Here is a 26217-nt window from a genome sequence, read left to right on the forward strand (position 1 = left end):
TGCATCATGAACTATACTCATCTTACTCAAGAAGAACGATATCAGATTTATACCCTGTTACGTGAAGGTTTTTCCAAACGCTATATCGCTTGGCGTTTAAATCGTTCACCAGCAACGATCTCTAGAGAAATCACCCGAAATAAAGCTAGAAATGGTTACTTCGCTAAACATGCACATAAAGTCGCTTTAAAACGTCATCGCTCCAATCCTAAAAGAATCCCATCTCATATTTGGGCGCTTGTCATTTCTTACCTAAACCTACAATGGAGCCCTGAACAAATTGCTTCTCACGTAGCGGTCAGTCTGCATTCTATTTACAGGTTTATAAAACAGAATAAAAGCAATGGTGGCGTGCTTTTCCACAACCTACGTTTCAGAAATCAAAGAAAGAGAAAATATGGTTCTCCTGAAACCCGCGGTCAGCTCACTCATCGTAAAAGCATTCATGAAAGACCGCATGAGGTTGAGGAACGGACTCGCTTTGGTGACTTGGAGATAGATACGATCGTAGGTAAAAATCATCAACAATCTTTAGTTTCAATTGTAGATCGAAGAACAGGCTATCTTTGGCTAACAAAGTGCAATACACGTAAGGCTGAAGACATAAGCAGAGCGACCATCAATCTACTCACCCCCATCAAAGACCAATTGAAAACAATAACTGCAGACAATGGCAAAGAGTTCAGTTTGCATGAGCATATTGCTCAAGAACTTGATTTGGATTGTTATTTCGCAGATCCCTACAGTGCTTGGCAACGAGGTACAAATGAAAACACCAATGGATTAATCAGACAATACATAAGGAAAGGTGGTGATTTAAATCATTACACGGATGAGTATATTTCAGAAATCACTCAACGTTTGAATCAACGTCCAAGAAAAAGACTCGGCTTTAAAAGTCCGAGTCAGGTATTATGCCAACAACATGGTGTTGCACTTCAAACGATAATCTAAGATGCTTATTAGATTTCTTTCAAAACTCATTATTCACATTACACATTCATCTTGAGTATTCCCTCATCCTAACCTTCTCCCAAAGGGAGAAGGGATTTTTTAAATCAATTTATTGCTAATTAATGATCATTTTTTGACTTATGAAAGAAATCTATTTAATGAGATTACAAATATACATCTCGATCGTCTTAAATATTTTTAAGTAATAATGGAATGAGAGTGTCTTTTAATAGTTTTGAAAATGTATTTGGGTGAAATTAAGATCATCATGATTCAACAATTGTTCATGAATGATCGATGGAGCTGTAGGAAGTATCATTTTTGGTTCTAATGTGATGAATTGGATCGAATTCTTAATTCACTTGAAGTGTATTAAGTGAATGATTTAATTAGTGTGATTTATCTTTTTGATTCAATAGAGGAAAGATATACAGTCAAGCTATATAGGAATTCTATCGAAGATGAATCTTTGGAAGTGCTGCGATCAAAACTGGAAATGCATATAAAGTAACGTGCAAGAAATGTGTATCTAAACTCAATTTTCAACAAAAAAAATCAGTGACGGATCACTGATTTTTTCGTATTAACAGAATGATTAATCTTGCTGAATACCAGCAACTAACCAATCTTCAGTTGAGCCAGTCGGCTTAACAAAATGCCAAATTTCAGCAAAAGGTTGTGGCAAGCTATTTAGATCTTCGCTTACTGTGCCTGTAAAACGGACACTCACAACATACTGATTATTTTCAGTTGCAGAATCGACAACCATCGCATTCAAGTTCGAGAACTCAGCAACATCTTGATCTTGATTGGTCATGATGTCGTTATACATTGACTGATAAAGATCAGGCGTTAAGTAGCGTTTAATCTCAGCAATATTGCTTACCGTGTTCATAGACTGAATATGGTTGAAGCGCTGACGAGCAACACGCAAAAATACAGCAGGTTCAGTACCGTCTGGGAGTTGGTTTCCACTTTGAGTAGAAGCGCCACCAAATGGTGCTTGAGTTGCTGCAGCACCGCCTGCGACAGATTGACCAAAAATATTGGTGTTGTCATTTGAAACAGGAGCACGCGGTGCTGCTGTTTGACCGAATGGCGCAGTTGTTGAACCCGCGTTATTCGGTGCAAACGGATTATTGCTATTGGTTACTTTTTTTTTTGCTCCGAATTTACGGAAGATAAAGAATGCAGCAGCAGCAATGATTAATAACCAAATCCAACTTGGGATTCCGCCTTTTTCTTCCGCTTGTTCTGCAACAGCAGCTTCTTGAGCTACTGCTTCGCTAGCAGCAGGTGCATCATCAGCTAATGCATTCATTGCAACAGCACCAATAGCAGCACCAGCAACACCAGCAGCGACCATACCACCAACGCCTGGACCAGATTTCTGTGGTGCAGTAGCTGGAGCAGCAGGTTGTTGGGCAGGAGTAGCTTGACGAGGTTGTTGAGATTGGCTTGGCGCAGCAGAACGACTCATACCATGACTTTTACCGCCACCGGCACGTTTTGCTTCTGCAAAAGGAGCGACCATTAATGTCGCCATTAAAATACCTGCAACCAAACTACGCTGTCGAACTTCCATCGAATATTCCTAATAAAAAAGTGAATTTTAACATTCTATTTATGCAGTCTTTTATGCCAAATTTCAATCTAAATAGTCAGTTTTTTTTGGTGATTGTGTATTTTTCTGCTTTTTGACCAAGAAATGGGATCAATAATAGAGTGCTATGAGTGTTCATCTGCGAGTGCCATCGCTTCAGTTAAGGCTTCATGTAAACGTGCCACTGAAATAATGGTGACACCAGGGACTTGTTTTTGTGGCGCATTACCACGAGGGACAATAATATATTTGAAACCATGTTTAATGGCTTCTTTTAAGCGTTCCTGTCCATTGGGAACAGGACGGATCTCACCTGAAAGGCCCACTTCGCCAAAAACAGCCAGTTGTTGTGGCAAAGCTTTAGAACGAAGGCTCGAGGCACATGCCAGCAGGACAGCTAAGTCGGAACCTGTTTCCGTAATTTTAAGCCCGCCCACGACATTGACATAGACATCTTGACCTGAGGTTTGCACTCCACCATGACGATGCATGACAGCAAGAAGCATGTTTAAACGGTTTTGATCAAGACCGAGCGCGACGCGGCGCGGTTGTCCATGGGCATCATCAACCAAGGCTTGTACTTCAACCAAGAGGGGGCGTGTGCCTTCACGGCTGATCATCACTACAGAACCTGGTATGGCTTCGTCATAACGACTGAGAAAAATAGCAGAAGGGTTTGAAACCTCTTTCAGCCCTTTATCCGTCATGCCAAAAACGCCCAATTCATTGACTGCACCGAAACGATTTTTAACCGCTCGAATCATACGATAACGAGAATCTGATTGACCTTCAAAATAGAGGACACAATCGACCATATGTTCAAGAACACGTGGACCTGCTAGTGCACCTTCTTTGGTCACATGACCCACTAAAAATAATGCTGTACCGCTATTTTTGGCAAAACGGGTTAATAGCGCTGCGGATTCACGAATTTGTGAAACACCGCCAGGTGCTGATTGCAAGGTTTCAGTATATAAAGTTTGAATCGAGTCGAGAATAGCAACCGCTGGACGTTCGTGAGCAAGAACTTCACAAATCCGTTCGACACATGTCTCTGCCATCACTTTTAGCTGATCAGTCGGTAAGTCTAGGCGATGGGCACGAAGTGCTACTTGAGACAAAGATTCCTCACCAGTGACATAGAGGGCATGACTTTTGGCCGATGCCATATGACAAGCGGTTTGCAATAATATGGTGGATTTACCAATACCTGGGTCGCCGCCGATTAGCACAACTGAACCCGTGACTAAGCCGCCGCCCAGTACACGGTCAAATTCTCCAATGCCTGTGTTTAAACGCGTTTCATGCGAAACGGAAACTTGATTGAGTGTTGTAATAGTTGCTGCTTGGCCTGCATAACCGCCGCCCATTTTAGGTTGTGCTCGATGCGAGACAGCAGGAGCTAAGCTCACTTCAGTTAAGCTATTCCATTCGCCACATTCTGTACATTGACCACCCCATTTAGGATGATCTGCACCACATTGCTCACAACGATAAACGGTTTTAACTTTAGCCATATTTGCAACAAAGAGAACAGAGTTGTGAAATAGCATAGCGGTGAATATGAATGAACACCATGACTTTAGATTTGAAACATCAATATTCTCATTTTGAAGCTTGTTTTATTTCAATGTCACGCTGTTGAAAAAGATTATGCACTCTATAATGGCGATAAGCTTTTATTAAAATGGAACACGATATGCAACCAGCGCTGCAACATATTGATGCGATCGCACGTGAAAAAAATCGTGATGTACTGTTCGTACATTTTGAAAATTTTGAGGAAAATGATCAAGGCGATGATCCGATCCGTTCGATTGTTCTTGCATGGCTTGAAGATCATGAAATCGCATATCAACCTTGTATGGGACTTGAACAAGAAGATTATGTTGATACATATTCGGGTGATATTTACATCGATATACCTTTCGATGAAACGGATCCGGCTTATCAAGAGCTGAGTGAGTATTTGGAAGATGATGAAGGCAATATGAGACTCGATGGTGTTTTATTCTTTGTATTGTCTTTAGAACTTGCATTAGAAATCGAAGCAGATCATTTGAATAACAGTGCTGAAGATGATGGTTGGACAGGTACGCCATCTTAAGGACGTTGAGCTTAGCTGAGTTATGTCCTGATTGATTTAGATTAGCTGAACTTAGGTTTACTTAAATAATATGTTTAACTTAGATGAATTTCGTAAGAGAATTTTAGAAATATAAAAAGCCACATCAGTGGCTTTTTATTGATTTAATGGATTTGGAAATAACTCATCTTCACAGATTCATTTCACCATTTTCACAAATTAATTCTTCACAGATTAACTTTTCACACATTAATAGAGTTCACCAGATTTACGTCGTGCAATAAAGTCTTTAGATTCTTTGGCGATCACACCTGACAATAAGAGCAACGCAATAAGGTTCGGTACTGCCATTAGGCCGTTGAAGGTGTCTGCAAATAGCCAGACTAAATCAAGCGTAGCAATACAGCCGATAAATACAGAGGCGATGTAAATCAAACGGTAAAGAAGCACATACTTTTCACCCAATAAATAGGTACAACATTTTTCGCCATAATAACTCCAACCCAAAATGGTCGAATAAGCAAAGAAAATAATACCTAAGGTCACAATCCAGCCACCAACGCCCGGAAGTAATTTATCAAATGCACTAATGGTTAATACCGCACCTGTTTGGCCGCCGAAAGAATTACCCGCCATGATATAGCCCATTACCAACACAATACCGGTGATCGAGCAGACGATAATCGTATCAATAAAGGTTCCCGTCATCGACACTAACCCTTGACGAGCAGGGTGGTCGGTTTTTGCAGCAGCAGCGGCAATAGGCGCAGAACCCATACCTGCTTCGTTAGAAAATACACCACGTGCTACACCGTAACGAATTGCAGCACCTATTGCGCCACCTACAGCAGCTTCACCCGTAAAAGCATAGGTGAAGATCATTTTTAAAGCTGGGCCTACCAATTCTAGATTATTGAAAATAATAATTAAACCACCAGCCACATATCCAACCGCCATTACAGGAACAATCACAGAAGACGCTTTAGAAATAGTTTTAATACCACCCAAAATCACCAAAGCAGATAAGGCGGTAATAATGAGTCCGGTTACCCAGGTTTGAATACCCATACTGTTTTGTACGGCTAAGGCAACAGTATTGGACTGTACCGAGCTACCAATACCAAATGAAGCCAAAGTACCAAATAGTGCAAAAATTAACGCCAGCCATTTCCATTTTAAGCCGCGTTCGATGTAATACATCGGACCACCTGACATTTCACCTTTTTCATTTTTAATTCGGTACTTAACCGCCAAAACACCTTCACCATATTTGGTCGCCATACCGAATAAAGCAGTCATCCACATCCAGAATACGGCACCTGGACCACCCAGCACGCAAGCTGTTGCAACACCCGCAATATTACCTGTTCCAATGGTTGCAGAAAGTGCGGTCATTAATGATGCAAATTGAGAAATATCACCCGTATCTTTTTTATTTGGATGTTTACCAAAGACTTGTTTAAACGCAAAAGGCAACATTCGAAATTGCCAGAACAGCAGTCTAAAGGTTAGAAATACACCAGTTCCGACAATAAGAACCAGCATATACGGTCCCCATACCCAGCCACTTAATGTTTCCATAATGGATTGTAATTCTTGCATAGTTCATCCTTATCATTTTAGTGTTTGTTATAAATGTTATATAAAGCAAGGCTTATGCCATTGTTTTAGATATCTTCACGATATCCCTTCGTGAAATTATTAATCTAATATTTCTTACATATTTGTGGTGATAATTCAATCTATTTATGAAGGCTTTATGAAATATAATTCGAATGATATTTAATCAATACCTGATATAAGAAAAATGAATGATTTTTAAGAAGTGAAAGGAAAATATAGATCGTGCAAATTTTCTTTTTGAAATGCCCAGTTTTTGAGTTAATTTGGGCCAGTTAGAAAAGAAGGTGAATGTAATAATGTCGGATCAAATAACAAATTCGCCTACCGAAGACGGTGAGTTACAACGCAGTTTATCTAATCGCCATTTACAGTTAATCGCGATTGGAGGTGCAATAGGAACAGGATTGTTCATGGGTTCTGGAAAGACAATTAGTCTAGCAGGGCCATCGATACTGTTTATTTACATGATTATTGGTTTAATGGTTTTTCTGGTCATGCGCGCGCTTGGCGAGTTATTACTTTCAAATTTGCAATATAAGTCGTTCATCGATTTTAGTACCGATTTAATTGGACCATGGGCTGGGTACTTTGTTGGATGGACCTACTGGTTATGCTGGATTACTATTGGCATCGCAGACTTATCCGCGATTATTTATTATCTACAATTTTTTAATCATGGTTTACCTTTCACGCCTGTTGAAGGGGTCATGATTAGTACGGCAGCTATTTTATTTATCACAGGTTTGAATCTCCTCACTGTTCGTCTGTTTGGTGAGTTAGAGTTTTGGTTTGCGATGATTAAAATCATTGCGATTGTTGTTTTAATCGCAGTAGGTTGTTGGATGATCTTTACTGGTTTTACATCGACTGTGGGTGAAGTGGCTTCATTTACTCATTTGTGGAGCCATGGTGGAATGTTCCCCACAGGATTGACAGGTTTCTTAGCCGGTTTTCAAATTGCTATTTTCGCTTTTGTTGGCGTTGAGTTGGTCGGGACAACAGCGGCTGAAACCAAAGATCCAGAGCGTAATTTACCTAAAGCGGTAAATTCAATTCCCATTCGAATCATTATTTTCTATGTGCTGTCATTAGTCATCATTATGTCTGTTACACCATGGAACCAAATTAATCCTGCGGTTAGTCCATTTGTAAACCTATTTAGTCAGGCTGGAATTGCAGCAGCAGCGATTATCATGAATTTGGTGGTCTTGTCTTCGGTCATGTCATCGATGAATAGTGGTGTATTTTCAACGTCACGAATGCTTTTTGGTCTTTCACGTGATGAACAGGGTCCGAAAGCATTTGGTAAATTAAATAGACGTGCTGTGCCTGCGAACGCACTTTATTTTTCTACAGTATGTTTGTTGGCGGGTGCTGCCTTGCAGTATTTCGTTCCAAATACAGTTGAAGCATTCACTTTAGCAACCACATTATCAACCATTTTATTTATTTGTGTTTGGTTGATGATTATCTGGAGCTATATGGTGTATTACAAGACGCGTCCAGAATTACATGCTAAATCGACCTTTAAATTACCAGGTGGATTGTTTACGTGCTGGATCGTTATTATCTTCTTTATTGGCATGATTTATATCTTATCTCTTGAAGCGGATACGATGAAAGCACTGATGGTGAGTCCAATTTGGTTCATTATTTTACTCATCGGTTATTTTGGATTTTATAAGGATAAAAATCTGAAATAATTGAATATATCGTTGATAAAACGTCAGCAATTTGCTGGCGTTTTTTTTTGAATTGAATCTGTTATGTTTTAGCACTTTGGTCAAATGAATGATCAGGTTATACTTCTCAAAATTCTATAGAAAAAGAGTGTCGGATGCGTAATGTTATTGGTTGCTTAAGTCTATTGGTGATGGCTTCGATGGTGGGCTGTGGGCAAACAGGCGCCTTACAATTACCCAGTGATCCTAATTACGATAAACGTGCTCAATATTTACTTCACAAAAAGACCGAATCTCAACCTCAGCCACAAAATCAAACTGAGCAAGACGGTAACAAGCAAGCTGCAAACCTGATAGATCAGCAAGCAGCTTCAGAAATTTCTGAGACTCAATAGTTTTTTAATGAGACTCTCTCAAACGCTTCAAAGATAGGATACATTCATGACTTTTCCACGGATCAATGGGGTTTTGCACGCGGAACAATGTTCACTCGATCAACTCGCGCAGCAATTCGGCACACCACTTTATGTATATTCAAAAGCATCTTTTGAAAAACATTATTTGGATATGGATCGTGCATTCAACTTTATTGATCATCAAATTTGTTTTGCAGTGAAATCAAACTCAAATATTGCAGTTTTGAGTGTGCTGGCAAAGCTAGGTTCTGGTTTTGACATCGTAACTGGCGGTGAACTTGCACGTGTTTTGGCTGCAGGTGGTGATGCATCTAAGATTGTTTTTTCAGGTTTAGGAAAAACAGAAGCTGACATTCGTAAAGCACTTGAAGTGGGAATCGCGTGTTTTAATGTTGAATCTTACGCAGAATTAGATCGTATTCAAAAAGTTGCTGCTGAACTGGGCAAGCAAGCGCCCATCTCATTGCGGGTAAATCCAGATGTAGATGCGAAAACACATCCTTATATTTCAACTGGATTGAAAGAGAATAAATTTGGTATTCCATCTGATGCAGTATTTGCAACCTATCAATATGCAGCGTCGTTATCGAACTTAGATTTAATCGGAATTGATTGCCATATTGGGTCGCAATTGACTGAAACCCAACCTTTCGTAGATGCGCTTGATCGTGTGATTAGCATGATTGATCACCTAAAAACGTTAGGAATTCAGTTAAAACACATCGACATCGGCGGTGGTTTAGGTGTTAGGTATAAAGACGAAGTGCCTCCTACTGTTGCAGAATATGCCAACGCTATGAAACCTGCTTTAGAAAAGCTGGGTATGAAAGTGTATATGGAGCCTGGTCGTAGCATTTCAGCCAATGCTGGCGTATTGGTGACTAAAGTTGATTTGTTGAAACCAACCACGCATCGTAATTTCGCCATTGTTGATGCGGCGATGAATGACTTAATTCGTCCGTCTTTATATGAAGCTTGGATGGATATTCAGGAAGTGGATCAGACAGCGGCTCGAGACGCAAAAGTTTGGGATGTTGTCGGTGCGATTTGTGAGACAGGTGACTTTTTAGGTAAAGAACGCGAACTTGCGATTGAAGCAAATGATCATCTAGCCGTTTTAGGCGCTGGAGCTTATGGGTTTGTCATGAGCTCAAACTACAATTCACGTGGTCGTGCTGCTGAAGTGATGGTGGATGGAGACCAAGCACATTTGATTCGAGAGCGTGAAACAATAGAATCATTGTGGGCAACAGAGCGTTTATTACCGTAAAGGAGAATTTTTAAATGTTATTAGAATTCACCAAAATGCATGGTTTAGGTAATGACTTTATGGTGGTTGACTTGATCAGTCAACGTGCTTATCTCGATGCCACTTTGATCCGTCGTTTAGCTGATCGTAATTTTGGGATAGGTTTTGATCAATTGTTAATTGTTGAAACGCCAGATCATCCAAATGTAGATTTTAAATATCGTATTTTTAATGCTGATGGTTCTGAAGTTGAACAATGTGGTAATGGTGTGCGCTGTTTTGCTCAATTTGTTCATGAGCGCAAGCTCACCAACAAGACTAAATTTAAGGTTCAGACAAAATCAGGAATTGTTGAACCAGAGTTGGGTGTGAATGGTTGGGTACGTGTCAACATGGGATATCCAAAGTTTTCACCTGCAGAAATTCCATTTGTCGCAGAACAAAGCAGTGAACTCTATACTTTGGATTTAGCCAATAATGAGCATTTGACCATCGATGTGGTGAATATGGGTAATCCTCATGCCGTAACGATTGTGGCTGATGTTTTGACTACGGATGTTGCAAAACTAGGCCCTCAAGTTGAGTCTCATGAGCGCTTTCCACAAAATGTTAATGCTGGATTCATGCAAATTATTGATGAAAATCATGCCCGACTTCGTGTTTTTGAACGTGGCGTGGGTGAGACTTTAGCCTGTGGTACAGGTGCTTGTGCTGCGGCGGTTTCAGGGATGCGCCGTGGACTGTTGTCGAATAATGTGAAAATTGAATTGGCAGGCGGAACTTTGCACATTGAGTGGAAAGAAGGTGATGTGGTTTGGATGACAGGTCCAACTGCAACGGTTTATGAAGGTCGTTTAGATTTACGATACTTTCAACCTGAGCAATAAATTATAAAAAAAGCGCTGATTCATCAGCGCTTTTTTTATGTCTTAGATTCTTAAATGAAGTGCAACAGAGATTAAATTATTGGAAAGAAGCAAGATGAGATAGCATTTTGCTTCCGACCGACCAAAGTCAAAGTTGCATCATGAACTATACTCATCTTACTCAAGAAGAACGATATCAGATTTATACCCTGTTACGTGAAGGTTTTTCCAAACGCTATATCGCTTGGCGTTTAAATCGTTCACCAGCAACGATCTCTAGAGAAATCACCCGAAATAAAGCTAGAAATGGTTACTTCGCTAAACATGCACATAAAGTCGCTTTAAAACGTCATCGCTCCAATCCTAAAAGAATCCCATCTCATATTTGGGCGCTTGTCATTTCTTACCTAAACCTACAATGGAGCCCTGAACAAATTGCTTCTCACGTAGCAGTCAGTCTGCATTCTATTTACAGGTTTATAAAACAGAATAAAAGAAATGGTGGCGTGCTTTTCCACAACCTACGTTTCAGAAATCAAAGAAAGAGAAAATATGGTTCTCCTGAAACCCGCGGTCAGCTCACTCATCGTAAAAGCATTCATGAAAGACCGCATGAGGTTGAGGAACGGACTCGCTTTGGTGACTTGGAGATAGATACGATCGTAGGTAAAAATCATCAACAATCTTTAGTTTCAATTGTAGATCGAAGAACAGGCTATCTTTGGCTAACAAAGTGCAATACACGTAAGGCTGAAGACATAAGCAGAGCGACCATCAATCTACTCACCCCCATCAAAGACCAATTGAAAACAATAACTGCAGACAATGGCAAAGAGTTCAGTTTGCATGAGCATATTGCTCAAGAACTTGATTTGGATTGGTATTTCGCAGATCCCTACAGTGCTTGGCAACGAGGTACAAATGAAAACACCAATGGATTAATCAGACAATACATAAGGAAAGGTGGTGATTTAAATCATTACACGGATGAGTATATTTCAGAAATCACTCAACGTTTGAATCAACGTCCAAGAAAAAGACTCGGCTTTAAAAGTCCGAGTCAGGTATTATGCCAACAACATGGTGTTGCACTTCAAACGATAATCTAAGTGTTATAAAATGAACGATATTCTAAAACAATAAGTTAAATATAAAATGAATAAAGCACTCGAAAAGCAATTAGAAGAACTGTTTTTACAGGCACTACATGAGCCAGCATATCGTGCTGAATTCTTAGAGCAACTCATGAATTCCGATATTTATTTTCCTGGCTCTACGGAGCAAATTGATGATTCTCAGACTCAAGAAAGATATTTGGAAGAGAATTCTACGGTGAATATCAAATCTTGGCCGAATGAGCAGTATGGTCGAATCATTCCGTTTTTTACATCGCTTGAAAAAATGAGTCTTGCCTTTGAATCACATGAAAATTTTATATGTTTGTCTTGTAAAGTTTTTTTTGAAATGACACAGGGATCATTGCTTATTCTGAATCCAGAATCGAATGCGATCAAAGAATTCACACCCTATGAAATTCAATATTTACTAGAGGGGGACTATAGTGATCAAAGTGAATCTCATGAAATAGAAGCTGAAACTGAGATCATGCTGGGACAACCTAAGCAACGCCCTGATTTTATGTTAGATCAATTGGCAAAATTATTCACTCAATACCCTGAAGTGGATTCAGCATTTTTTGCACAAAGTTATAATCCTGCAAGTGGTCAAGCACCTTCTTTGATTATCGGGTTATTATTTGGCGACGTACTAGAGACGGATAAAATGAATCGTCTACATGCGACGATTGGGCAAGTTGCAAATGATTGTTTGGAGGTGAAAATAACCGTTGATCTTCTCCATTTGGATCCACAAAAATCGGATCAAGATATCCATCATTATTTATTAAACCAAACTGACGCATTTTATATTCGCCAAAAACAACAGAAAAAAGGTTTCTTTGCTAAACTGTTTTCATAACGGGCATTGGTCAAATTTATGGAAAGTACGATGCAGCATGGTGCAATGCAATTGCTCTCAATGTGGCTCAAAGAGCGTAAAATACAAAACCATTCAGAACACACTTTAGATGCTTATTTTAGGGATGTATCTGGTTTTATTAATTTTTGCTACGCCAAAGAAATCGAACTTATCCAAGTTGAAGCTTCAGATTTAAGAGAATATCTCGCACTTAAAGTTGAAAAAGACCAGCTTAACTCGACCAGTTTACAGCGTCATCTAACTTCAATTCGACAGTTTATGAAGTGGGGAAAAGAAAATAATTATTTAGATATGAATCCAATTCATGACTTTAAAATCAAGCGACAATCGAGACCACTACCGGGAATGGTGGATATCGAAACTGTGAATCGAATACTCGATCAAGCTGCACCGATCAAACCGGTCGATCAACAACTGTGGATTCGTGATAAAGCTTTACTAGAATTACTTTATTCAAGTGGTTTACGACTGGCAGAAATTCAAGGCTTAGCAATAAAGGATATAGATTTTACTAGACAGCTTTTGCGTATAACGGGTAAGGGGAATAAAACCCGAATCGTTCCTTTTGGTTCTAAAGCAAAAGAAAGTTTGATTGAATGGTTAAAGGTTTATCAAATCTGGTGTGGAAAATTTGAAGCAGATTCTCCTGTTTTTATTTCTCAGTCTGGAAATGCTTTATCACCACGGCAAATTGAAAAAAGAGTGAAAATCCAAGCACAAAGAGCAGGGGTTAATGTCGACTTGCATCCCCATCTATTACGTCATTGTTTTGCCAGTCATATGCTTTCCAATAGCGGTGATTTAAGAGCTGTGCAGGAAATGTTAGGACATAGCTCTTTGTCAACGACACAAATTTATACTCAGTTGGATTTTGAGCGATTGGCACAGGTCTATGATCAGACACATCCAAGAGCGTCGAAGCGATAAAAAGTGTTTAGAGCATTATTATCTTAAATATATTGCTAAGGAATCTAATTAAATAAGCATAGGTTTTTATCGCTGTTGTATGAATGAATATCTGATGTGTAACATTCATTTTTTCAGATGCGGTTACAATATTTAAGAATAGAGCATCGTCAAACGCTGCTGCGAAAAAACTTAAGATTGATATCTGTTAGCACATGAAATTTCATGAGAATTTCTGATTCTTATTGGTTCTTTAACAGAGAAATCATTTTTGAAGATATTTGAAAAATTTAAATATTATTTGATGCTCATGCCTTATTTTTAGGTACTTTAAGTAAGTTTAATAATTTATTAAATCATCTAATAATATTAATTTATGGTGATTGAACTTTGCGATTTATTGATAGCGCTTGACCTTTTTTGGTCAATCAATGCTAAAGAGTAATTGTTTTTTTTAATTCACTCCTGTATATCTTTTTAATGCATATATTGGTGCTAATTTAAACAATTCACTTTTCGAATAAATGGATGCTTAGGTAGACAAATGATCCCTGAACTTGATGAAAAATATCAACGACTGACAACAGCGCAAAAAGAAATTTTTAAAGGATATGGGTTACGTCAGGTGAAACATTTTGTTGAAATTAGCCTACCTCAAATTATGAATGCGCTTCCAGATCAAGCAATTGTTCTTGGGGTAAATGCTGAAGGGAAAATTCAAGCCACCTGTTTAGCGACAGATGTTCATTATATTTGGATTTCTGACAAACAGTGGCAAGAGCGCACAAACCCCAATTTGAGTATAGACAGTAAAGAAGATTTTATCGAAGTTTGGAAAATATTCGCACTTGAACAATACGATTTGATCGATTTAAGTCATGTACATCGTGATTTTTTAAATCAGCAAGAGGCTTAAGGCACAAGTTAAAACTTTAAAACTTCAAAACTTAATTAAAACAATAAATTTAATCAATCTAATATTTAGATGCATTGAAAGTTATTGTTTTATTTTAATCAGACCAATCGTTTGTATGATGCATAAATTGTGCAGCTGTAATCGCATATAGAATATGTTGTTTTAATGGGCTATTTTCAGCAACGTCAGGGTGTTCAAAGCTTTAAATTTCAGACATGCCTAAACGTTGCATGAGATTTTTAGAGGGATGATTCAAAGAAGCGGTAAATGCCACGATTTGATCTAATCTTAAAGTATTAAAACCAAAGTTTAAGCTCGCAACCGCTGCTTCATAAGCATAATACTTAAGTAAAATCCTGTCGCCAAGCAGAACGTTTTAAACGCCAACCAATTTCAGTACAAGGTGAAAATTCAAACTTTGTGGGCTGAGCATGTAGACCTATAAATCCTAAAAATTCTCCTGTTTCTTTTAGCTCCAGCGCCCAGAAATCCCAACCTTGTTGTTCAATAAAACTTTGAATTAATCGCGCTAAACGCTGACTTTCTGCCGCAGTCAAGCGTTGAGGGAAATAACGCATGACGTCCTGATCTTGATACATTTCATAAAAAGTCTTTAGATCTGAATCCTGACAAGCCCTTAAGATTAATCTGGGTGTTTCAAGTTGAATTGTCATTTAATCTCTGCCCATCAAATAAACGATGTCCATCAAAGCTGATCGAGTGGGAGTTGAAAACTTTGTTTGATAATTTGACTGGGCAAATCTGTTTTAACGCTGGTGATACCATTTTTTTTGGTTAAGTGTGCAGATTGAAACTTTCGGTAACTTTCAAGATCTGATACCACGACTTTAAGCATGGCATCACATTCACCTAAAATAATATAGCATTCCATCACTTGTGGAAGCTCTCTCATCGCTTCAATGAATTTATCAATCGTTTCAGCATCTTGACCCAATAACCAAATTCGAGAAAAAAGGATGAGTTGTAAACCGATTTTTTGAGGATCAACGACCGTGGTGTAATTTTGAATGACACCTGCTTCTTCTAATATTTTGACTCGACGTAAACAGGAGGAAGGAGATAAGCCAATTTCCTTGGCTAAATCGTTATTTTGGATTCGCCCATTCTTTTGTAAAGCATGAATGATACTTTTATCAGTTCGATCTAGCTTTACTGAAATAGAATTTGAAAGTAGCTTCATATATTAGAATATAATTTGAAAATTAATATAAAAAATAGAATATTTGAAATCCTATTTTATGTAAATACGAAGATACTACTTTTTCATTTTAGTGGATTGAAATGGAATAAGAAAATGTCCCTCTACGCGCTTTTTGCCTTAACAGTACTGCCGCTTATCTTTACCCCAGGTCCTGACATGTTGTTTATCTTGTCTCAGGTGATGACTAAAGATATTAAAGCGGGCATAAAAGCGACTCTAGGCGTTTGCATGGGATATTTAATACATTCGATTTTGGTAGCATTGGGTATTGCCGCAATTATCGTATCGTTTCCTGTGCTATTTGAAACAATCCGTTGGTTAGGTATCGCATATTTACTTTTTCTTGCAACAAGTTTGCTGAAATCAGTTTTTGGCCCGAAAAAAATAATCATTGATATGAAGCATACCGCTAGCCCCATTCAAAAAGGTTTTTTTACAGCATTATTAAATCCCAAAGGAATGCTAATTTATTTCGCTATTTTACCTCAGTTTATGACGAAGACCGGTAATACAGTGATTCAGGGTCTACTTTTATCATTCATTTTTATAGGTTTATGTTTTGTGGTGTATTCGAGTCTCAGTTTTGTTTTTGCTAAACTGACTCAAAAATCCAATATTGATGAACGTAAACAGAAATGGGTTGATGGTGGATCAGGTGTGTTATTGGCTCTCGCTGCAAGTTGGCTAATGAGTCATTAATCTCTATATTATGCTTCTTCCAAAAGTCGTTATTCATCATCTATTAGCAAATATAGAGTGCTAAAAATAAACATTTTTTGAGTATTTAAATTTATAAAGCACGTCTCATTATCTTTTTAATAGCGTGCTTTTTTTATACATTATGATTTCGTCTGAATATTGTTCATCGATTTTGTATTTAATTGTAAGGTTTTATGAGAATGCTGTCTTAAATGACAGAATTTAACAAATCAGACAAATAGGTAATATAGAGAGAAAGCGATGAACTTTTGCGGAAATTAATTCAATCAATCAAAAAAATTTATGATACTCATGAATTAAAAAAATAATATAAATCAAAGCTTAAAATAATTTAAATAGTCTTTGATTATAAACAAGTTATTTAGCTAAAAATATTATTGAACGCATCAGTAAGTATTTATTCACTATTTTTTCCACACTTTTGCGAATTGTGACTTGACCGAAATGCCAATCACATTGCAAGATAGGGCACCTAAAAATTTTAAATGAAGAGTTATTATAACTTTTCTTAATATTTACTTTTGATATAACAGCCGAGGATTACATGAAGGCTCTTGTTGCTGTAAAGCGTGTGGTTGATGCCAACGTCAAAGTTCGTGTTAAACCTGACAATAGTGGCGTTGATCTAACAAACGTTAAGATGTCGATTAACCCATTCTGTGAAATCGCAGTGGAAGAAGCGGTTCGTTTAAAAGAAAAGGGAACTGTTTCAGAAATCATCGTTGTTTCTATTGGTCCTAAAGAAGCGCAAGAACAAATCCGTTCTGCGATGGCGCTTGGTGCAGACCGTGGTATTTTGGTTGAAACTGCTGATGAGATCGGTGCACTTGAAGTGGCTAAGATTCTTAAAGGCATCGTAGAGCAAGAAAAACCAGAACTTATTCTTCTAGGTAAACAAGCAATTGATGACGACTCGAATCAAGTTGGTCAAATGTTGGGTGCTTTACTTGGTGCGGGTCAAGGTACATTTGCTTCAGTAATTAAAGTTGAAGGCACTACTGTACAGGTGACTCGTGAAGTTGATGGTGGTCTACAAACTGTAGAACTTAACGTTCCTGCGATCATTACGACAGATTTACGTTTGAATGAGCCACGTTATGCGGCACTTCCAAACATTATGAAAGCGCGTAAAAAACCGCTTGATACTAAATCTCCTGCAGATTATGGCGTAAATGCTGGCACTAAGCTTAAAACAGTTAAAGTTGAGCCGCCTGCAGATCGTAAAGCTGGCGTACAAGTGAAGTCTGTAGATGAGCTTGTGGATAAACTTAAAAACGAAGCGAAAGTGATCTAATACAGAAGGATAAAAATCATGAGTATTTTAGTTATCGCGGAACATGACAACAAAGCACTGAATGGTGCAACGTTAAACGTTGTTGCTGCGGCTCAAAAAATTGGTGGTGATATCACTGTATTGGTTGCAGGTTCAGGTGCTCAAGCTGTTGCAGACCAAGCTGCTCAAGTGGCTGGTGTAAGCAAAGTATTACTTGCTGACAATGCTGCTTATGCAAACCAATTGGCTGAAAATGTTGCGGCATTAGTGGCTGATTTAGGTAAGGGCTATAGCCATATCTTTGCTGCTTCAACGTCTAACGGTAAAAACGTACTTCCACGTGCTGCTGCACTTCTAGATGCAAGCATGATCACTGATATTATTTCAGTTGAAAGTTCTAAAACGTTTAAACGTCCGATTTATGCTGGTAATGCAATTGCAACTGTAGAATCATCAGAAGATGTTGTGCTAGGAACGATTCGTGGCACTGCATTTGATCCAGTCGCTGCAACAGGTGGTTCTGCTGCTGTTGAAGCTGTGAGTGACGTTAAAGATACGAGTATTTCTAAGTTTATTTCTGAAGAGATTGTTAAATCTGAACGTCCTGAATTAACGGCTGCTCGTATTGTGGTTTCAGGTGGTCGTGGTGTAGGTTCAGGTGAGAACTATCACTCTGTACTTGATCCATTGGCGGATAAGCTTGGTGCAGCACAAGGTGCTTCACGTGCGGCAGTTGATGCTGGTTTTGTACCAAACGATATGCAAGTCGGTCAAACAGGTAAAATTGTTGCACCAGACCTATATATTGCTGTGGGTATTTCAGGTGCGATTCAGCATTTGGCTGGTATGAAAGATTCTAAAGTGATCGTTGCGATCAACAAAGATGAAGAAGCACCAATCAATGCAGTAGCTGATTACTGGTTAGTTGGTGATTTGAATACAGTTGTACCAGAATTGGTGTCTAAGATCTAAATTATAGATCTTCTATGCTTAATAAAAATGCTCTAAAGAAATTTTAGGGCATTTTTATTGTTTTTAATAACGTATTTTTTTATGCTCAGTTTAAAATTGATAATCAAGAGGATGTATATTAAATAATAAAGTTATCAAGAATTTAATTTTTCTCTACATGGTAAAATATTTCGAAACTGAAAAATGTGTGATCAAATAATTAAAGATGAAAATGGAATTTTCTAAAAAACCATAAATGTGTTGTTATTACGTTAACGAAAATTGTGATATTATTCGCCATTCTTTTTTTTTAAGCTTTGCTCATAAATACGGCTATTGTATGGGTGGGGGAGTATTGTCTTGCTGGTTGATACAAGGTTATCTTGGCCGATTTTCGTCATTCTTTTCTTATGTATAATCTTTCCATTTCTCGATGGCATTCAATTTACATTTTTGGGTGAGACTGAAGTTCGTCTTATTGAAAATATGCAGGCATTTTTGTTGCTATTTTTCGCTCTCTTTAGCTATTTTTATATGCGTCCTTTTGAGCTTCAAAGAGGGCAGAAGCAATTCTGGTTATGGGCGATATGTTGGTGGTTAGTCCTGTTTGGACGTAGTACCAGTTGGGGGCGTGACTACCTGCCAGAAGTGCCTAAAATTTATTTTAGAACCATTTCTATCCTACTCATTGCGTCTGTCGTATTGCCGTTATTTCAGTCTAGTTTGCGCCAGGAGATTGTGCATAAGTTTAAAACATCAGCCATACCTATATGGGGGCTAGTGGTTGCTTTTATCGGTCTAATTGTTTCTGATGCAGTTGAACACCATCGTTATATTGGTACTTTGTTTTTAACGGATAACTCCAATAAAAACTTGATTGAAGAGTTGTATGAATTTCCCTTGATTTTGGGATTATTTGTGGTTGCATATGGTTTGATGAAAGCTGAAAAAAATAAGAACGAAAAACGTTGAATGCAATATAAAACGTACAGAACATTGATATTTTAAGCTGTCATTTTAGAACCTCCTTTTTAGGAGGTTTTTGCTTTTTTATGACAATATTTTGAGTGAAATCTTATATCTATTTGTCAGATATTTTTGATTCCATAAATGTTTGCAAATCAAATCCTAAATTTAAGAAAATTAACAATATTAAGATGCCTTGGAAGGCATTAAAAAATGACTTTTTATGCTATAATCGAGGGCTGAATTTTAGATTTTAATCCCGTGTTTTTGGGGGTTAATTTTTTGCAAGATTGATTATATAAATCGAACAGTTATTAAGACGCTGTTTGTAATAAGGAGTATGCATGAGCGTATCGGAAATTAGACCGATTGCCATTGAGGATGAACTGAAAAGCTCATATCTCGACTATGCTATGAGTGTCATTGTATCTCGTGCATTACCAGACGTCAGAGATGGTTTAAAACCTGTTCATCGTCGTGTGCTATTCGCTATGCACGAATTGGGCAATGACTATAACAAAGCGTATAAAAAATCTGCACGTGTGGTCGGTGACGTAATCGGTAAGTATCACCCACATGGTGATTTGGCTGTTTATGAAACTATCGTTCGTATGGCTCAAGATTTTAGCTTGCGTTATCAATTGGTTGATGGTCAAGGTAACTTTGGTTCAGTCGATGGTGATAGCGCAGCAGCAATGCGTTATACCGAAGTTCGTATGCGTAAATTGACTCACGAACTTTTGGCAGATCTAGAAAAAGACACTGTAGAGTGGGAAGATAACTACGACGGTTCTGAGCGTATTCCACAGGTGATGCCAACACGTGTGCCAAACTTACTCATTAACGGTGTAACTGGTATTGCAGTGGGTATGGCGACCAATATGGCGCCTCATAACCTGACTGAAGTGGTTAATGCGTGTCTCGCTTATGCAAATAATCCGAATATCAGTATTGAAGGATTAATGGAGCATATTTCAGGTCCAGATTTCCCTACAGGCGGTATCATTTACGGAAAATCAGGGATTGTTGATGCTTACCGTACAGGTAAAGGTCGTCTGCATATTCGTGGTAAATATCACTTCGAAGAAGATCCTAAAAACGGTCGTACTACGATTGTTTTCACTGAAATTCCATATCAAGTCAATAAAGCAAGAACCATTGAGCGTATTGCTGAACTCGTAAAAGAGAAAAAACTCGAAGGTATTTCTGAGTTACGTGATGAGTCTGATAAAGATGGTATGCGTATCACCATTGACTTAAAACGTGGTGAAAATGCTGAAGTTATTGTGAACAATTTGTTCCAAAACACGCAGTTGGAAAATTCGTTCAGTATCAACATGGTGTGTCTAGACAATGGACAACCGAAGTTGATGAACTTGAAAGACATCGTTGCGGCATTTATTCGTCATCGTCAAGAAGTGGTGACGCGTCGTACGATGTTCGAACTTCGTAAAGCACGTGAACGTGGTCATATCTTAGAAGGTTTGACGGTTGCACTTGCAAATATCGATGCAATTATTGAAACCATCAAAACGTCTGCAAATCCTACTGAAGCACGTGAGCGTTTACATGCTGGCGAGTGGAATGCGGGTGGCGTCGTTGCACTACTTGAAAAAGCGGGTTCGGTTTCGGTACGTCCTGAAATTATTGAAGGTGAAGACCTGTCTAAGCCATATGGTTTTGATGGTGGTGTTTATCGTTTGTCACCGACTCAAGTGGGTGCAATTCTAGAATTACGTTTACATCGTTTAACGGGTCTTGAACAAGATAAGTTACATGCTGAATATTCTGAAATTTTAGCGCAAATTGCTGAATTAACAGCGATCTTGAATGACTTTGATTTATTGATGGATGTTATTCGTGAAGAGTTGGCATTAATCCTTCAGCAATACGGTGACGGTCGTAAAACTTCAATTGTTGAATCACGTATCGATTTTTCACGTGAAGACTTAATTCCTGAAGAGCAAATGGTGTTAACTGTTTCTCAAACAGGTTATGCGAAAACTCAACCTTTGTCTGATTATGCCGCTCAGCGTCGTGGTGGCCGTGGTAAATCTGCAACATCGATGAAAACTGATGATTACATTCAGCATCTGATTGTAACGTCGAATCATGCAACGGTATTGTGTTTTACCAACGTGGGTAAAGTGTATCGTCTGAAAGTTTATGACGTACCGCAAGCGTCTCGTGGTTCTAAAGGTCGCCCAATGGTGAATCTATTGCCATTGGATGCAGATGAAACCATCACTGCTATCTTGCCAGTAATTGATGCGCCGAAGAAATTTAAAGATCGTCTAGCAGAATTCAAAACTTTTGTAACGATGAATGCAGTAAAACTTCAAGAAAACGAAGTGATTAATGGTCATTTTGCTGAACTTGAAGCAGCCTTGACAGCGTCTGAAGACGGTGCAGATGATATCTCTGATGCATTACGTGTTCAGTTGAAACAGTTAGGTCTAGAGTTATCTACTACTGATCTTGATGATGAGATCATCAATGATTTTGCACAACAAGCTGAAGCTGTCCGTAAGAACTTCTATGTCTTTATGGCAACGGAATATGGCACGATTAAGCGTGTAGAGTTAGAGCAGTTCAGTAACGTTCGTTCAAATGGTTTACGTGCCATTGAATTGAATGGCGATGACACTCTGATTGGTGTTGCAATTACGGATGGTGAACAGCAGATTATGTTGTTCTCGAATGAAGGTAAAGCGATTCGTTTCGCTGAAACAGACGTTCGCTCGATGGGTCGTTCTGCCAAAGGTGTACGCGGTATGCGTGTGACCATTGGTTCAGCGCAAGTTGAAGAAACCGAAGATGCTGATGTAGAAGTTGAAGATGATGAAAATTCTGATTCAGTTCTAATTAGTCGCATTGTTTCTTTGGTGGTTGTGCCTGAAACAGGTGAAGTACTGTGTGCCTCTGAAAATGGTTACGGTAAACGTACCCCAGTAGACGATTTCCCTACCAAAAAACGTGGTGGTAAAGGTGTGATTGCACTTAAAACTTCTGAACGTAATGGTGAGCTTATCGGTGCTGTTTCAATTGATGCATCTAAAGAGTTAATGTTGATTTCTGATGGCGGTACATTAGTACGTACGCGTGCTTCTGAAGTGGCACAAACTGGCCGTAATGCTCAAGGTGTACGTCTGATCCGCTTAGGTAATGACGAATTACTGGTGGGTGTGGTTTCTGTTGAAGCTGTCGAAGAAGATGAGTTTGTAGAAGTGATTGAAGGTGAAGAGCTTTCAACTGAGCAAGTTGAAGCGACTGAGGTTCAAGAGATAGATACAACTGATACTGACGAAAAGCCTTTAGATGAATAATCTATAGAAAAATAAAAAAGGACGCTTCGGCGTCCTTTTTTATTTAGAAAATTATTTAGAATGAGAGAATCATGTTTTATTGTCCAGACAAAATATTTTATATGTGAATACTGATGATGAAAATTAGAAACAACGTCATATCATCTTAAAACTGTTTGCTTAAACGACGGTAGCCAAAGAAGAAACATAGAGATCCAACAATCAATAAATAGCACAACTTAGTCGTGACGATGGCAATACTAACGCCCATTTGATTTAACTGGATAAACATTTGCACGATTTGAGTGGAGGGAAGGGCTTGCCCCAATAGTTGCATCCAGTGAGGCATTGCTACATGTGGCCAGGCAACCCCAGATAACATAAACAGTGGAATAGATGTAAAAACAATAACATGACCCGCACGTTCGGGCATATCTAGATAACTGGCCAAGAGACAAGTGAGTCCAATAATACAAAAGATCGAGATGGGTACTGCCATCAACATGCCAAAGAAATTCCCGCCACGTGGATAATCAAAGAACCAGAGCGTGAAGCCAAATAAATACAGACAGCCTAAGCAGCCAATACTAAAGATGGCTAAGCACATCCCGATAAAACTATTAAGATTAAAGCTTGTTTTTCGTTCCCGATAGACTGCAATGAGCATACTTAAACCTAAAAAAATGGTCTGATGAATAATAAGCGGTGCAACTGCGGGAAAAACATAACTGCCATAACCTGAAAGCGGATTAAATAATGGAATTTGATGAACCGATATCGCAGGGTTAAAAGCGGAAATTTGATTAAAACGTTCAGTATATTCAGCCAAACTATTTTCAATAGAAGATGCCAAACCTAGTCCAATTTGCTTGGTGACTAAAAAGTTGGCTGCACTTAAATACAAGCCTATTCCGCCATTTTCTCCATGATGAATACTGTGCGATAAATTTGCGGGCAATAATAAAATACCATCGGCTTTTTTTGCTTCTACCCATTGCTTCGCTTCACTAAAATTAGCAGTGACAGCTTTGATATCGACACTGGGGCTTTGACTGACTTGGTTAATAATATTTGCAGTAAGCGTACTTTGCTCTTCATCGACTATGATTATAGGTAAGGATTCAGCTTGCTGCGCCTGATAAGCTGTCGGGTAAAAAAAACTATAAAAAATTACGGATAAAATGAGTGTCGTAAAAATACTGCTATGCCCGACAATATCTTTAAACGTAAGACAATACGCCTGCCAGAGGGATTTCATTTAATCACTCCTTGACGTATTTTCTTCAAACAGAGGTAGGAAATGAGTCCATAAACGATCACATATAGCGCGAGAATCATGAGTGGTTGTAGAGAAATATGTATTGGACTACCCATAACCCATTGCTCTATTTGTAATTGAGCATAAGGCGTAAAAGGAATAATATTCGCCCAAAATTGAGTAAAAGCGGGTGCATTATTTAAGGGTAAAGTTACACCAGCAAAGCTCAGAGATGAACCACCATAGACGGCAATAATGCCGAAAGATTTAGTCAAATCTTGAGTGGCCAGAACAACAGCTGAGCTTAAAAAAGCATAAGCACTATAAAATAGAATTTGTCCGATCAATATCATCCAGAGTGAGCCTGCAATAAACCAGCCTCGATATTCGACCAACCACAACATCCATACCCAAGTCCAAGCGCAAAAAATCAGAATATAGACTAGATTTTTTGAAATTAAAGCAGTCCAAATTGATGGATAATTTAACCAGTCTTGTAGAGTGTGACGTTTAAGCTCTTGTCCTACTGCAAATGCTACACAGCAACAAAGCAACAAGTGAAGAATGGCTGGAATCATATATGGTTCTAAATATAATTCGTAGTTAAGATGTGGATTGTAGAGCGGAGAGATTTTAATGTTTGCGATTGGCGCATCTAAATAGGGAATGACATTGCCCAAATACTCATCGCGACTAAACTCGGCAATGGCTTGTAGCGAACTGAGTAACATGGCAGATGAAATCGTATTACCTATACTGAAATAGCTTTGATTAAACGCAATACTGATATTCGCATCTTTTGCTTGAACCAAACGCTGCTCTGCGCCATTGGGTATGTGAATATAGCCCCAAATTTTATTTTCATTGAGAAGTTTTTCGACCTCATGGGATTGAGTAGAGACTGTGTGAATTTTTAAGCTGTGATTGAGAGCAGCATGTGCATAGATCGAATGGCTCAAACGACTTTGATCTTGATCAATGATCGCAATCGGAAGATGGTCAGGTTTGCCTTGTGCAAACATGGTAGTAAATAAAATAATAATCAATGCAGGTGCGAGTGTGACTAAGCATAAGTCCCATTTTTCACGCATGAGATAGTCTAACTCACGCTTCATTCCTGCCCAAAATCCTTGAGACATTATTTGGGCTCTTTAATTTTAAAAAGAACGCTCATGCCGACTTTCAACTCAGGCATTTCAGTGGGTGGTACAAGATGGACTTTAAAACTTCTGACGTCATAACCGCCAGTTTGGCGCGTAGTTTTAATGGTCGCAAACTCACCTTCAGCACTAATCGTTTTTATTTTGAAAGTTACTGTTTTGTTTAAAGCGGGAATAAAGCCTTCAAGCGTTTGATGGTTTGTCAGTGCTGGATATTGATCTTCACGTATATTTAAACTGACCCAACGTTCAGCTGAGATTAAACTGACGACAGGTACAGCCGTGGCGACCAACTCTGTCAGATTGCCATAAGTTTTAGAAACAGTACCATCAATGGGAGACATTAAAACAGTTTCAGCTTCTAAGGCATTGGCTTCATTCACTGCAGCTTGAGCAATTTCAACTTGTGCATCGGCAGAGCTTTTTTGTTGTGGTGTGCTACCACGCTGAGAACGCGCATATTGTTGATAGGCTGCTTCAGTCATTTGTGCAGTGGATTGCGATGCAGCATAGAGTTCGTCACGACGTTGTTTTGAAATTACGCCTTCTTTAAATAAATTTGCACCACGCTGATAAGAAATTTTGGCTAAATTTTGTTGTGCTTTCAAGGCTTGCCAATTGGCATATAGGCTCGCGGTATTTTCATCTTGAGAGCCTCGATCTGCGGTTGATTGTAAAGCTAAAGCAGATTGTAATGCGGCCAATGCTTGTTGTTTTTTGGCTTCAATTTCAGGGCTTTTTAAGCGTATTAAGATTTGTCCTTTTTTGACGACATCACCTTCCTGCACCAAAATTTCATCAATACGACTGGGCAGTTTAGTGGCCACTTGTATCGTTTCCGCTTCAACTCGACCTTGAAGTTCAATTTCACTGGGTTGATAGCTTTTCCACAAACCAAAAACAATTATGGCTAGAATAATGGGAATGAAAGCCAACATTAAATACTTTTTCTTAGAGGATAAAGGTTCTTTTTCTAAGATCATTTCAGAATTTTCAGGCTCATCATTCAGTATTGAAGTTTCTTCATTATCGTTATCATTTGGGTGCTGAGGATTGGTCATGG

General features: G+C 38.6%; 22 protein-coding genes and 1 pseudogene. 15 read left to right on the forward strand and 8 right to left on the reverse strand.

Going from position 1 to position 26217, the window contains the following annotated elements; all coding sequences use genetic code 11:
- Positions 1-6: 6 nt before the first annotated feature.
- Complete coding sequence (locus V5M36_RS04975; RefSeq protein WP_338562646.1) at positions 7-954, forward strand: IS30 family transposase; 948 nt, start codon at positions 7-9, stop codon at positions 952-954.
- Between the two features lie 595 nt (positions 955-1549).
- Here the strand turns inward: V5M36_RS04975 and V5M36_RS04980 are convergent.
- Positions 1550-2539 (reverse strand): Tim44 domain-containing protein, encoded by a 990-nt coding sequence (locus V5M36_RS04980; protein WP_338562648.1) that lies wholly within the window; start codon positions 2537-2539, stop codon positions 1550-1552.
- A 143-nt stretch (positions 2540-2682) separates the two neighbouring features.
- Positions 2683-4074, reverse strand: coding sequence for a DNA repair protein RadA (gene radA / locus V5M36_RS04985; RefSeq protein WP_338562651.1), 1392 nt, complete (start codon positions 4072-4074; stop codon positions 2683-2685).
- Positions 4075-4256: 182 nt separating this feature from the next.
- Here radA and V5M36_RS04990 point away from each other — a divergent pair, with 182 nt between their 5' ends.
- Positions 4257-4664 (forward strand): hypothetical protein, encoded by a 408-nt coding sequence (locus V5M36_RS04990; protein WP_338562654.1) that lies wholly within the window; start codon positions 4257-4259, stop codon positions 4662-4664.
- A gap of 228 nt (positions 4665-4892) precedes the next feature.
- Here V5M36_RS04990 and V5M36_RS04995 read toward each other — a convergent pair whose 3' ends face one another.
- Positions 4893-6245 carry an alanine/glycine:cation symporter family protein gene (locus V5M36_RS04995; RefSeq protein ID WP_338562656.1) on the reverse strand — a complete coding sequence of 451 codons (1353 nt, stop codon included), beginning with the start codon at positions 6243-6245 and terminating at the stop codon, positions 4893-4895.
- A 317-nt stretch (positions 6246-6562) separates the two neighbouring features.
- Here V5M36_RS04995 and V5M36_RS05000 point away from each other — a divergent pair, with 317 nt between their 5' ends.
- From V5M36_RS05000 to V5M36_RS05035, 8 genes are all read left to right on the forward strand, one after another.
- Complete coding sequence (locus V5M36_RS05000) at positions 6563-7969, forward strand: amino acid permease (RefSeq protein ID WP_338562659.1); 1407 nt, start codon at positions 6563-6565, stop codon at positions 7967-7969.
- Between the two features lie 134 nt (positions 7970-8103).
- The gene (locus V5M36_RS05005) at positions 8104-8343 is read left to right on the forward strand and encodes an LptM family lipoprotein (RefSeq protein WP_338562662.1); all 240 of its coding nucleotides are present in this window, start codon (positions 8104-8106) and stop codon (positions 8341-8343) included.
- Positions 8344-8389: 46 nt separating this feature from the next.
- Positions 8390-9634: a diaminopimelate decarboxylase gene (lysA, locus tag V5M36_RS05010; protein ID WP_338562664.1), complete on the forward strand. Its 1245-nt coding sequence runs from the start codon at positions 8390-8392 to the stop codon at positions 9632-9634.
- Positions 9635-9648: 14 nt separating this feature from the next.
- Positions 9649-10500, forward strand: a complete 852-nt coding sequence (dapF, locus tag V5M36_RS05015; RefSeq protein ID WP_338562666.1) for a diaminopimelate epimerase — start codon at positions 9649-9651, stop codon at positions 10498-10500.
- Positions 10501-10640: 140 nt separating this feature from the next.
- A complete protein-coding gene (locus V5M36_RS05020) occupies positions 10641-11588 on the forward strand; it encodes an IS30 family transposase (RefSeq protein WP_338562669.1) in 948 nt (315 codons plus the stop codon).
- A gap of 46 nt (positions 11589-11634) precedes the next feature.
- Positions 11635-12456, forward strand: a complete 822-nt coding sequence (locus tag V5M36_RS05025; RefSeq protein WP_338562672.1) for an enhanced serine sensitivity protein SseB C-terminal domain-containing protein — start codon at positions 11635-11637, stop codon at positions 12454-12456.
- Positions 12457-12516: 60 nt separating this feature from the next.
- Positions 12517-13404, forward strand: coding sequence for a tyrosine recombinase XerC (locus V5M36_RS05030; RefSeq protein WP_338564046.1), 888 nt, complete (start codon positions 12517-12519; stop codon positions 13402-13404).
- A gap of 523 nt (positions 13405-13927) precedes the next feature.
- On the forward strand, positions 13928-14299 hold the full coding sequence (locus V5M36_RS05035) for a hypothetical protein (RefSeq protein WP_338562674.1): 372 nt from the start codon (positions 13928-13930) through the stop codon (positions 14297-14299).
- Positions 14300-14393: 94 nt separating this feature from the next.
- Here V5M36_RS05035 and V5M36_RS05040 read toward each other — a convergent pair.
- Both V5M36_RS05040 and V5M36_RS05045 read right to left on the reverse strand, forming a co-directional pair.
- Positions 14394-14973: pseudogene (locus V5M36_RS05040) on the reverse strand (GNAT family N-acetyltransferase).
- A gap of 32 nt (positions 14974-15005) precedes the next feature.
- Positions 15006-15500 carry an Lrp/AsnC family transcriptional regulator gene (locus V5M36_RS05045; RefSeq protein WP_338562676.1) on the reverse strand — a complete coding sequence of 165 codons (495 nt, stop codon included), beginning with the start codon at positions 15498-15500 and terminating at the stop codon, positions 15006-15008.
- 114 nt (positions 15501-15614) lie between these two features.
- Here V5M36_RS05045 and V5M36_RS05050 point away from each other — a divergent pair, with 114 nt between their 5' ends.
- From V5M36_RS05050 to gyrA, 5 genes are all read left to right on the forward strand, one after another.
- Positions 15615-16220: a LysE family translocator gene (locus tag V5M36_RS05050; protein ID WP_338562678.1), complete on the forward strand. Its 606-nt coding sequence runs from the start codon at positions 15615-15617 to the stop codon at positions 16218-16220.
- A 565-nt stretch (positions 16221-16785) separates the two neighbouring features.
- Positions 16786-17535 (forward strand): electron transfer flavoprotein subunit beta/FixA family protein, encoded by a 750-nt coding sequence (locus V5M36_RS05055; protein ID WP_338562679.1) that lies wholly within the window; start codon positions 16786-16788, stop codon positions 17533-17535.
- An 18-nt stretch (positions 17536-17553) separates the two neighbouring features.
- Positions 17554-18486: an FAD-binding protein gene (locus tag V5M36_RS05060; RefSeq protein WP_338562681.1), complete on the forward strand. Its 933-nt coding sequence runs from the start codon at positions 17554-17556 to the stop codon at positions 18484-18486.
- A gap of 513 nt (positions 18487-18999) precedes the next feature.
- The gene (locus V5M36_RS05065) at positions 19000-19437 is read left to right on the forward strand and encodes a hypothetical protein (protein ID WP_338562683.1); all 438 of its coding nucleotides are present in this window, start codon (positions 19000-19002) and stop codon (positions 19435-19437) included.
- Between the two features lie 338 nt (positions 19438-19775).
- Positions 19776-22757: a DNA gyrase subunit A gene (gene gyrA, locus V5M36_RS05070; RefSeq protein WP_338562686.1), complete on the forward strand. Its 2982-nt coding sequence runs from the start codon at positions 19776-19778 to the stop codon at positions 22755-22757.
- Between the two features lie 145 nt (positions 22758-22902).
- On the opposite strand, the gene V5M36_RS05075 is transcribed toward gyrA, so the two are convergent.
- The 3 genes from V5M36_RS05075 to V5M36_RS05085 are packed head-to-tail and all read right to left on the reverse strand — an operon-like array spanning position 22903 to position 26215.
- Entirely contained in the window at positions 22903-23994 is a 1092-nt protein-coding gene (locus tag V5M36_RS05075; RefSeq protein WP_338562688.1) for an ABC transporter permease, read from the reverse strand.
- Positions 23991-25133, reverse strand: coding sequence for an ABC transporter permease (locus V5M36_RS05080; protein ID WP_338562691.1), 1143 nt, complete (start codon positions 25131-25133; stop codon positions 23991-23993). The genes V5M36_RS05075 and V5M36_RS05080 overlap by 4 nt, the downstream gene beginning before the upstream one ends.
- Positions 25133-26215, reverse strand: a complete 1083-nt coding sequence (locus V5M36_RS05085) for an HlyD family secretion protein (protein WP_338562693.1) — start codon at positions 26213-26215, stop codon at positions 25133-25135. Before V5M36_RS05085 ends, V5M36_RS05080 begins: the two co-directional genes overlap by 1 nt.
- Between the last annotated feature and the right edge of the window lie 2 nt (positions 26216-26217).

It is taken from the genome of Acinetobacter sp. KS-LM10, from assembly GCF_036896575.1.
GTDB lineage: Bacteria > Pseudomonadota > Gammaproteobacteria > Pseudomonadales > Moraxellaceae > Acinetobacter > Acinetobacter avistercoris.

Excerpts from the sequence above, each read along its gene's own strand:
- V5M36_RS04980 (WP_338562648.1), bottom strand. The coding sequence starts at position 2,539 with ATGGAAGTTCGACAGCGTAGTTTGGTTGCAGGTATTTTAATGGCGACA.
- V5M36_RS05080 (WP_338562691.1), bottom strand. The coding sequence starts at position 25,133 with ATGTCTCAAGGATTTTGGGCAGGAATGAAGCGTGAGTTAGACTATCTC.
- V5M36_RS05045 (WP_338562676.1), bottom strand. The coding sequence starts at position 15,500 with ATGAAGCTACTTTCAAATTCTATTTCAGTAAAGCTAGATCGAACTGAT.
- V5M36_RS05060 (WP_338562681.1), top strand. The coding sequence starts at position 17,554 with ATGAGTATTTTAGTTATCGCGGAACATGACAACAAAGCACTGAATGGT.
- V5M36_RS04995 (WP_338562656.1), bottom strand. The coding sequence starts at position 6,245 with ATGCAAGAATTACAATCCATTATGGAAACATTAAGTGGCTGGGTATGG.
- V5M36_RS05065 (WP_338562683.1), top strand. The coding sequence starts at position 19,000 with ATGCGTCCTTTTGAGCTTCAAAGAGGGCAGAAGCAATTCTGGTTATGG.
- V5M36_RS05075 (WP_338562688.1), bottom strand. The coding sequence starts at position 23,994 with ATGAAATCCCTCTGGCAGGCGTATTGTCTTACGTTTAAAGATATTGTC.
- V5M36_RS04975 (WP_338562646.1), top strand. The coding sequence starts at position 7 with ATGAACTATACTCATCTTACTCAAGAAGAACGATATCAGATTTATACC.
- V5M36_RS05055 (WP_338562679.1), top strand. The coding sequence starts at position 16,786 with ATGAAGGCTCTTGTTGCTGTAAAGCGTGTGGTTGATGCCAACGTCAAA.
- gyrA (WP_338562686.1), top strand. The coding sequence starts at position 19,776 with ATGAGCGTATCGGAAATTAGACCGATTGCCATTGAGGATGAACTGAAA.
- V5M36_RS05030 (WP_338564046.1), top strand. The coding sequence starts at position 12,517 with ATGTGGCTCAAAGAGCGTAAAATACAAAACCATTCAGAACACACTTTA.
- radA (WP_338562651.1), bottom strand. The coding sequence starts at position 4,074 with ATGGCTAAAGTTAAAACCGTTTATCGTTGTGAGCAATGTGGTGCAGAT.
- V5M36_RS05085 (WP_338562693.1), bottom strand. The coding sequence starts at position 26,215 with ATGACCAATCCTCAGCACCCAAATGATAACGATAATGAAGAAACTTCA.
- V5M36_RS05050 (WP_338562678.1), top strand. The coding sequence starts at position 15,615 with ATGTCCCTCTACGCGCTTTTTGCCTTAACAGTACTGCCGCTTATCTTT.
- dapF (WP_338562666.1), top strand. The coding sequence starts at position 9,649 with ATGTTATTAGAATTCACCAAAATGCATGGTTTAGGTAATGACTTTATG.
- V5M36_RS05035 (WP_338562674.1), top strand. The coding sequence starts at position 13,928 with ATGATCCCTGAACTTGATGAAAAATATCAACGACTGACAACAGCGCAA.
- V5M36_RS04990 (WP_338562654.1), top strand. The coding sequence starts at position 4,257 with ATGCAACCAGCGCTGCAACATATTGATGCGATCGCACGTGAAAAAAAT.
- V5M36_RS05005 (WP_338562662.1), top strand. The coding sequence starts at position 8,104 with ATGCGTAATGTTATTGGTTGCTTAAGTCTATTGGTGATGGCTTCGATG.
- V5M36_RS05000 (WP_338562659.1), top strand. The coding sequence starts at position 6,563 with ATGTCGGATCAAATAACAAATTCGCCTACCGAAGACGGTGAGTTACAA.
- lysA (WP_338562664.1), top strand. The coding sequence starts at position 8,390 with ATGACTTTTCCACGGATCAATGGGGTTTTGCACGCGGAACAATGTTCA.
- V5M36_RS05020 (WP_338562669.1), top strand. The coding sequence starts at position 10,641 with ATGAACTATACTCATCTTACTCAAGAAGAACGATATCAGATTTATACC.
- V5M36_RS05025 (WP_338562672.1), top strand. The coding sequence starts at position 11,635 with ATGAATAAAGCACTCGAAAAGCAATTAGAAGAACTGTTTTTACAGGCA.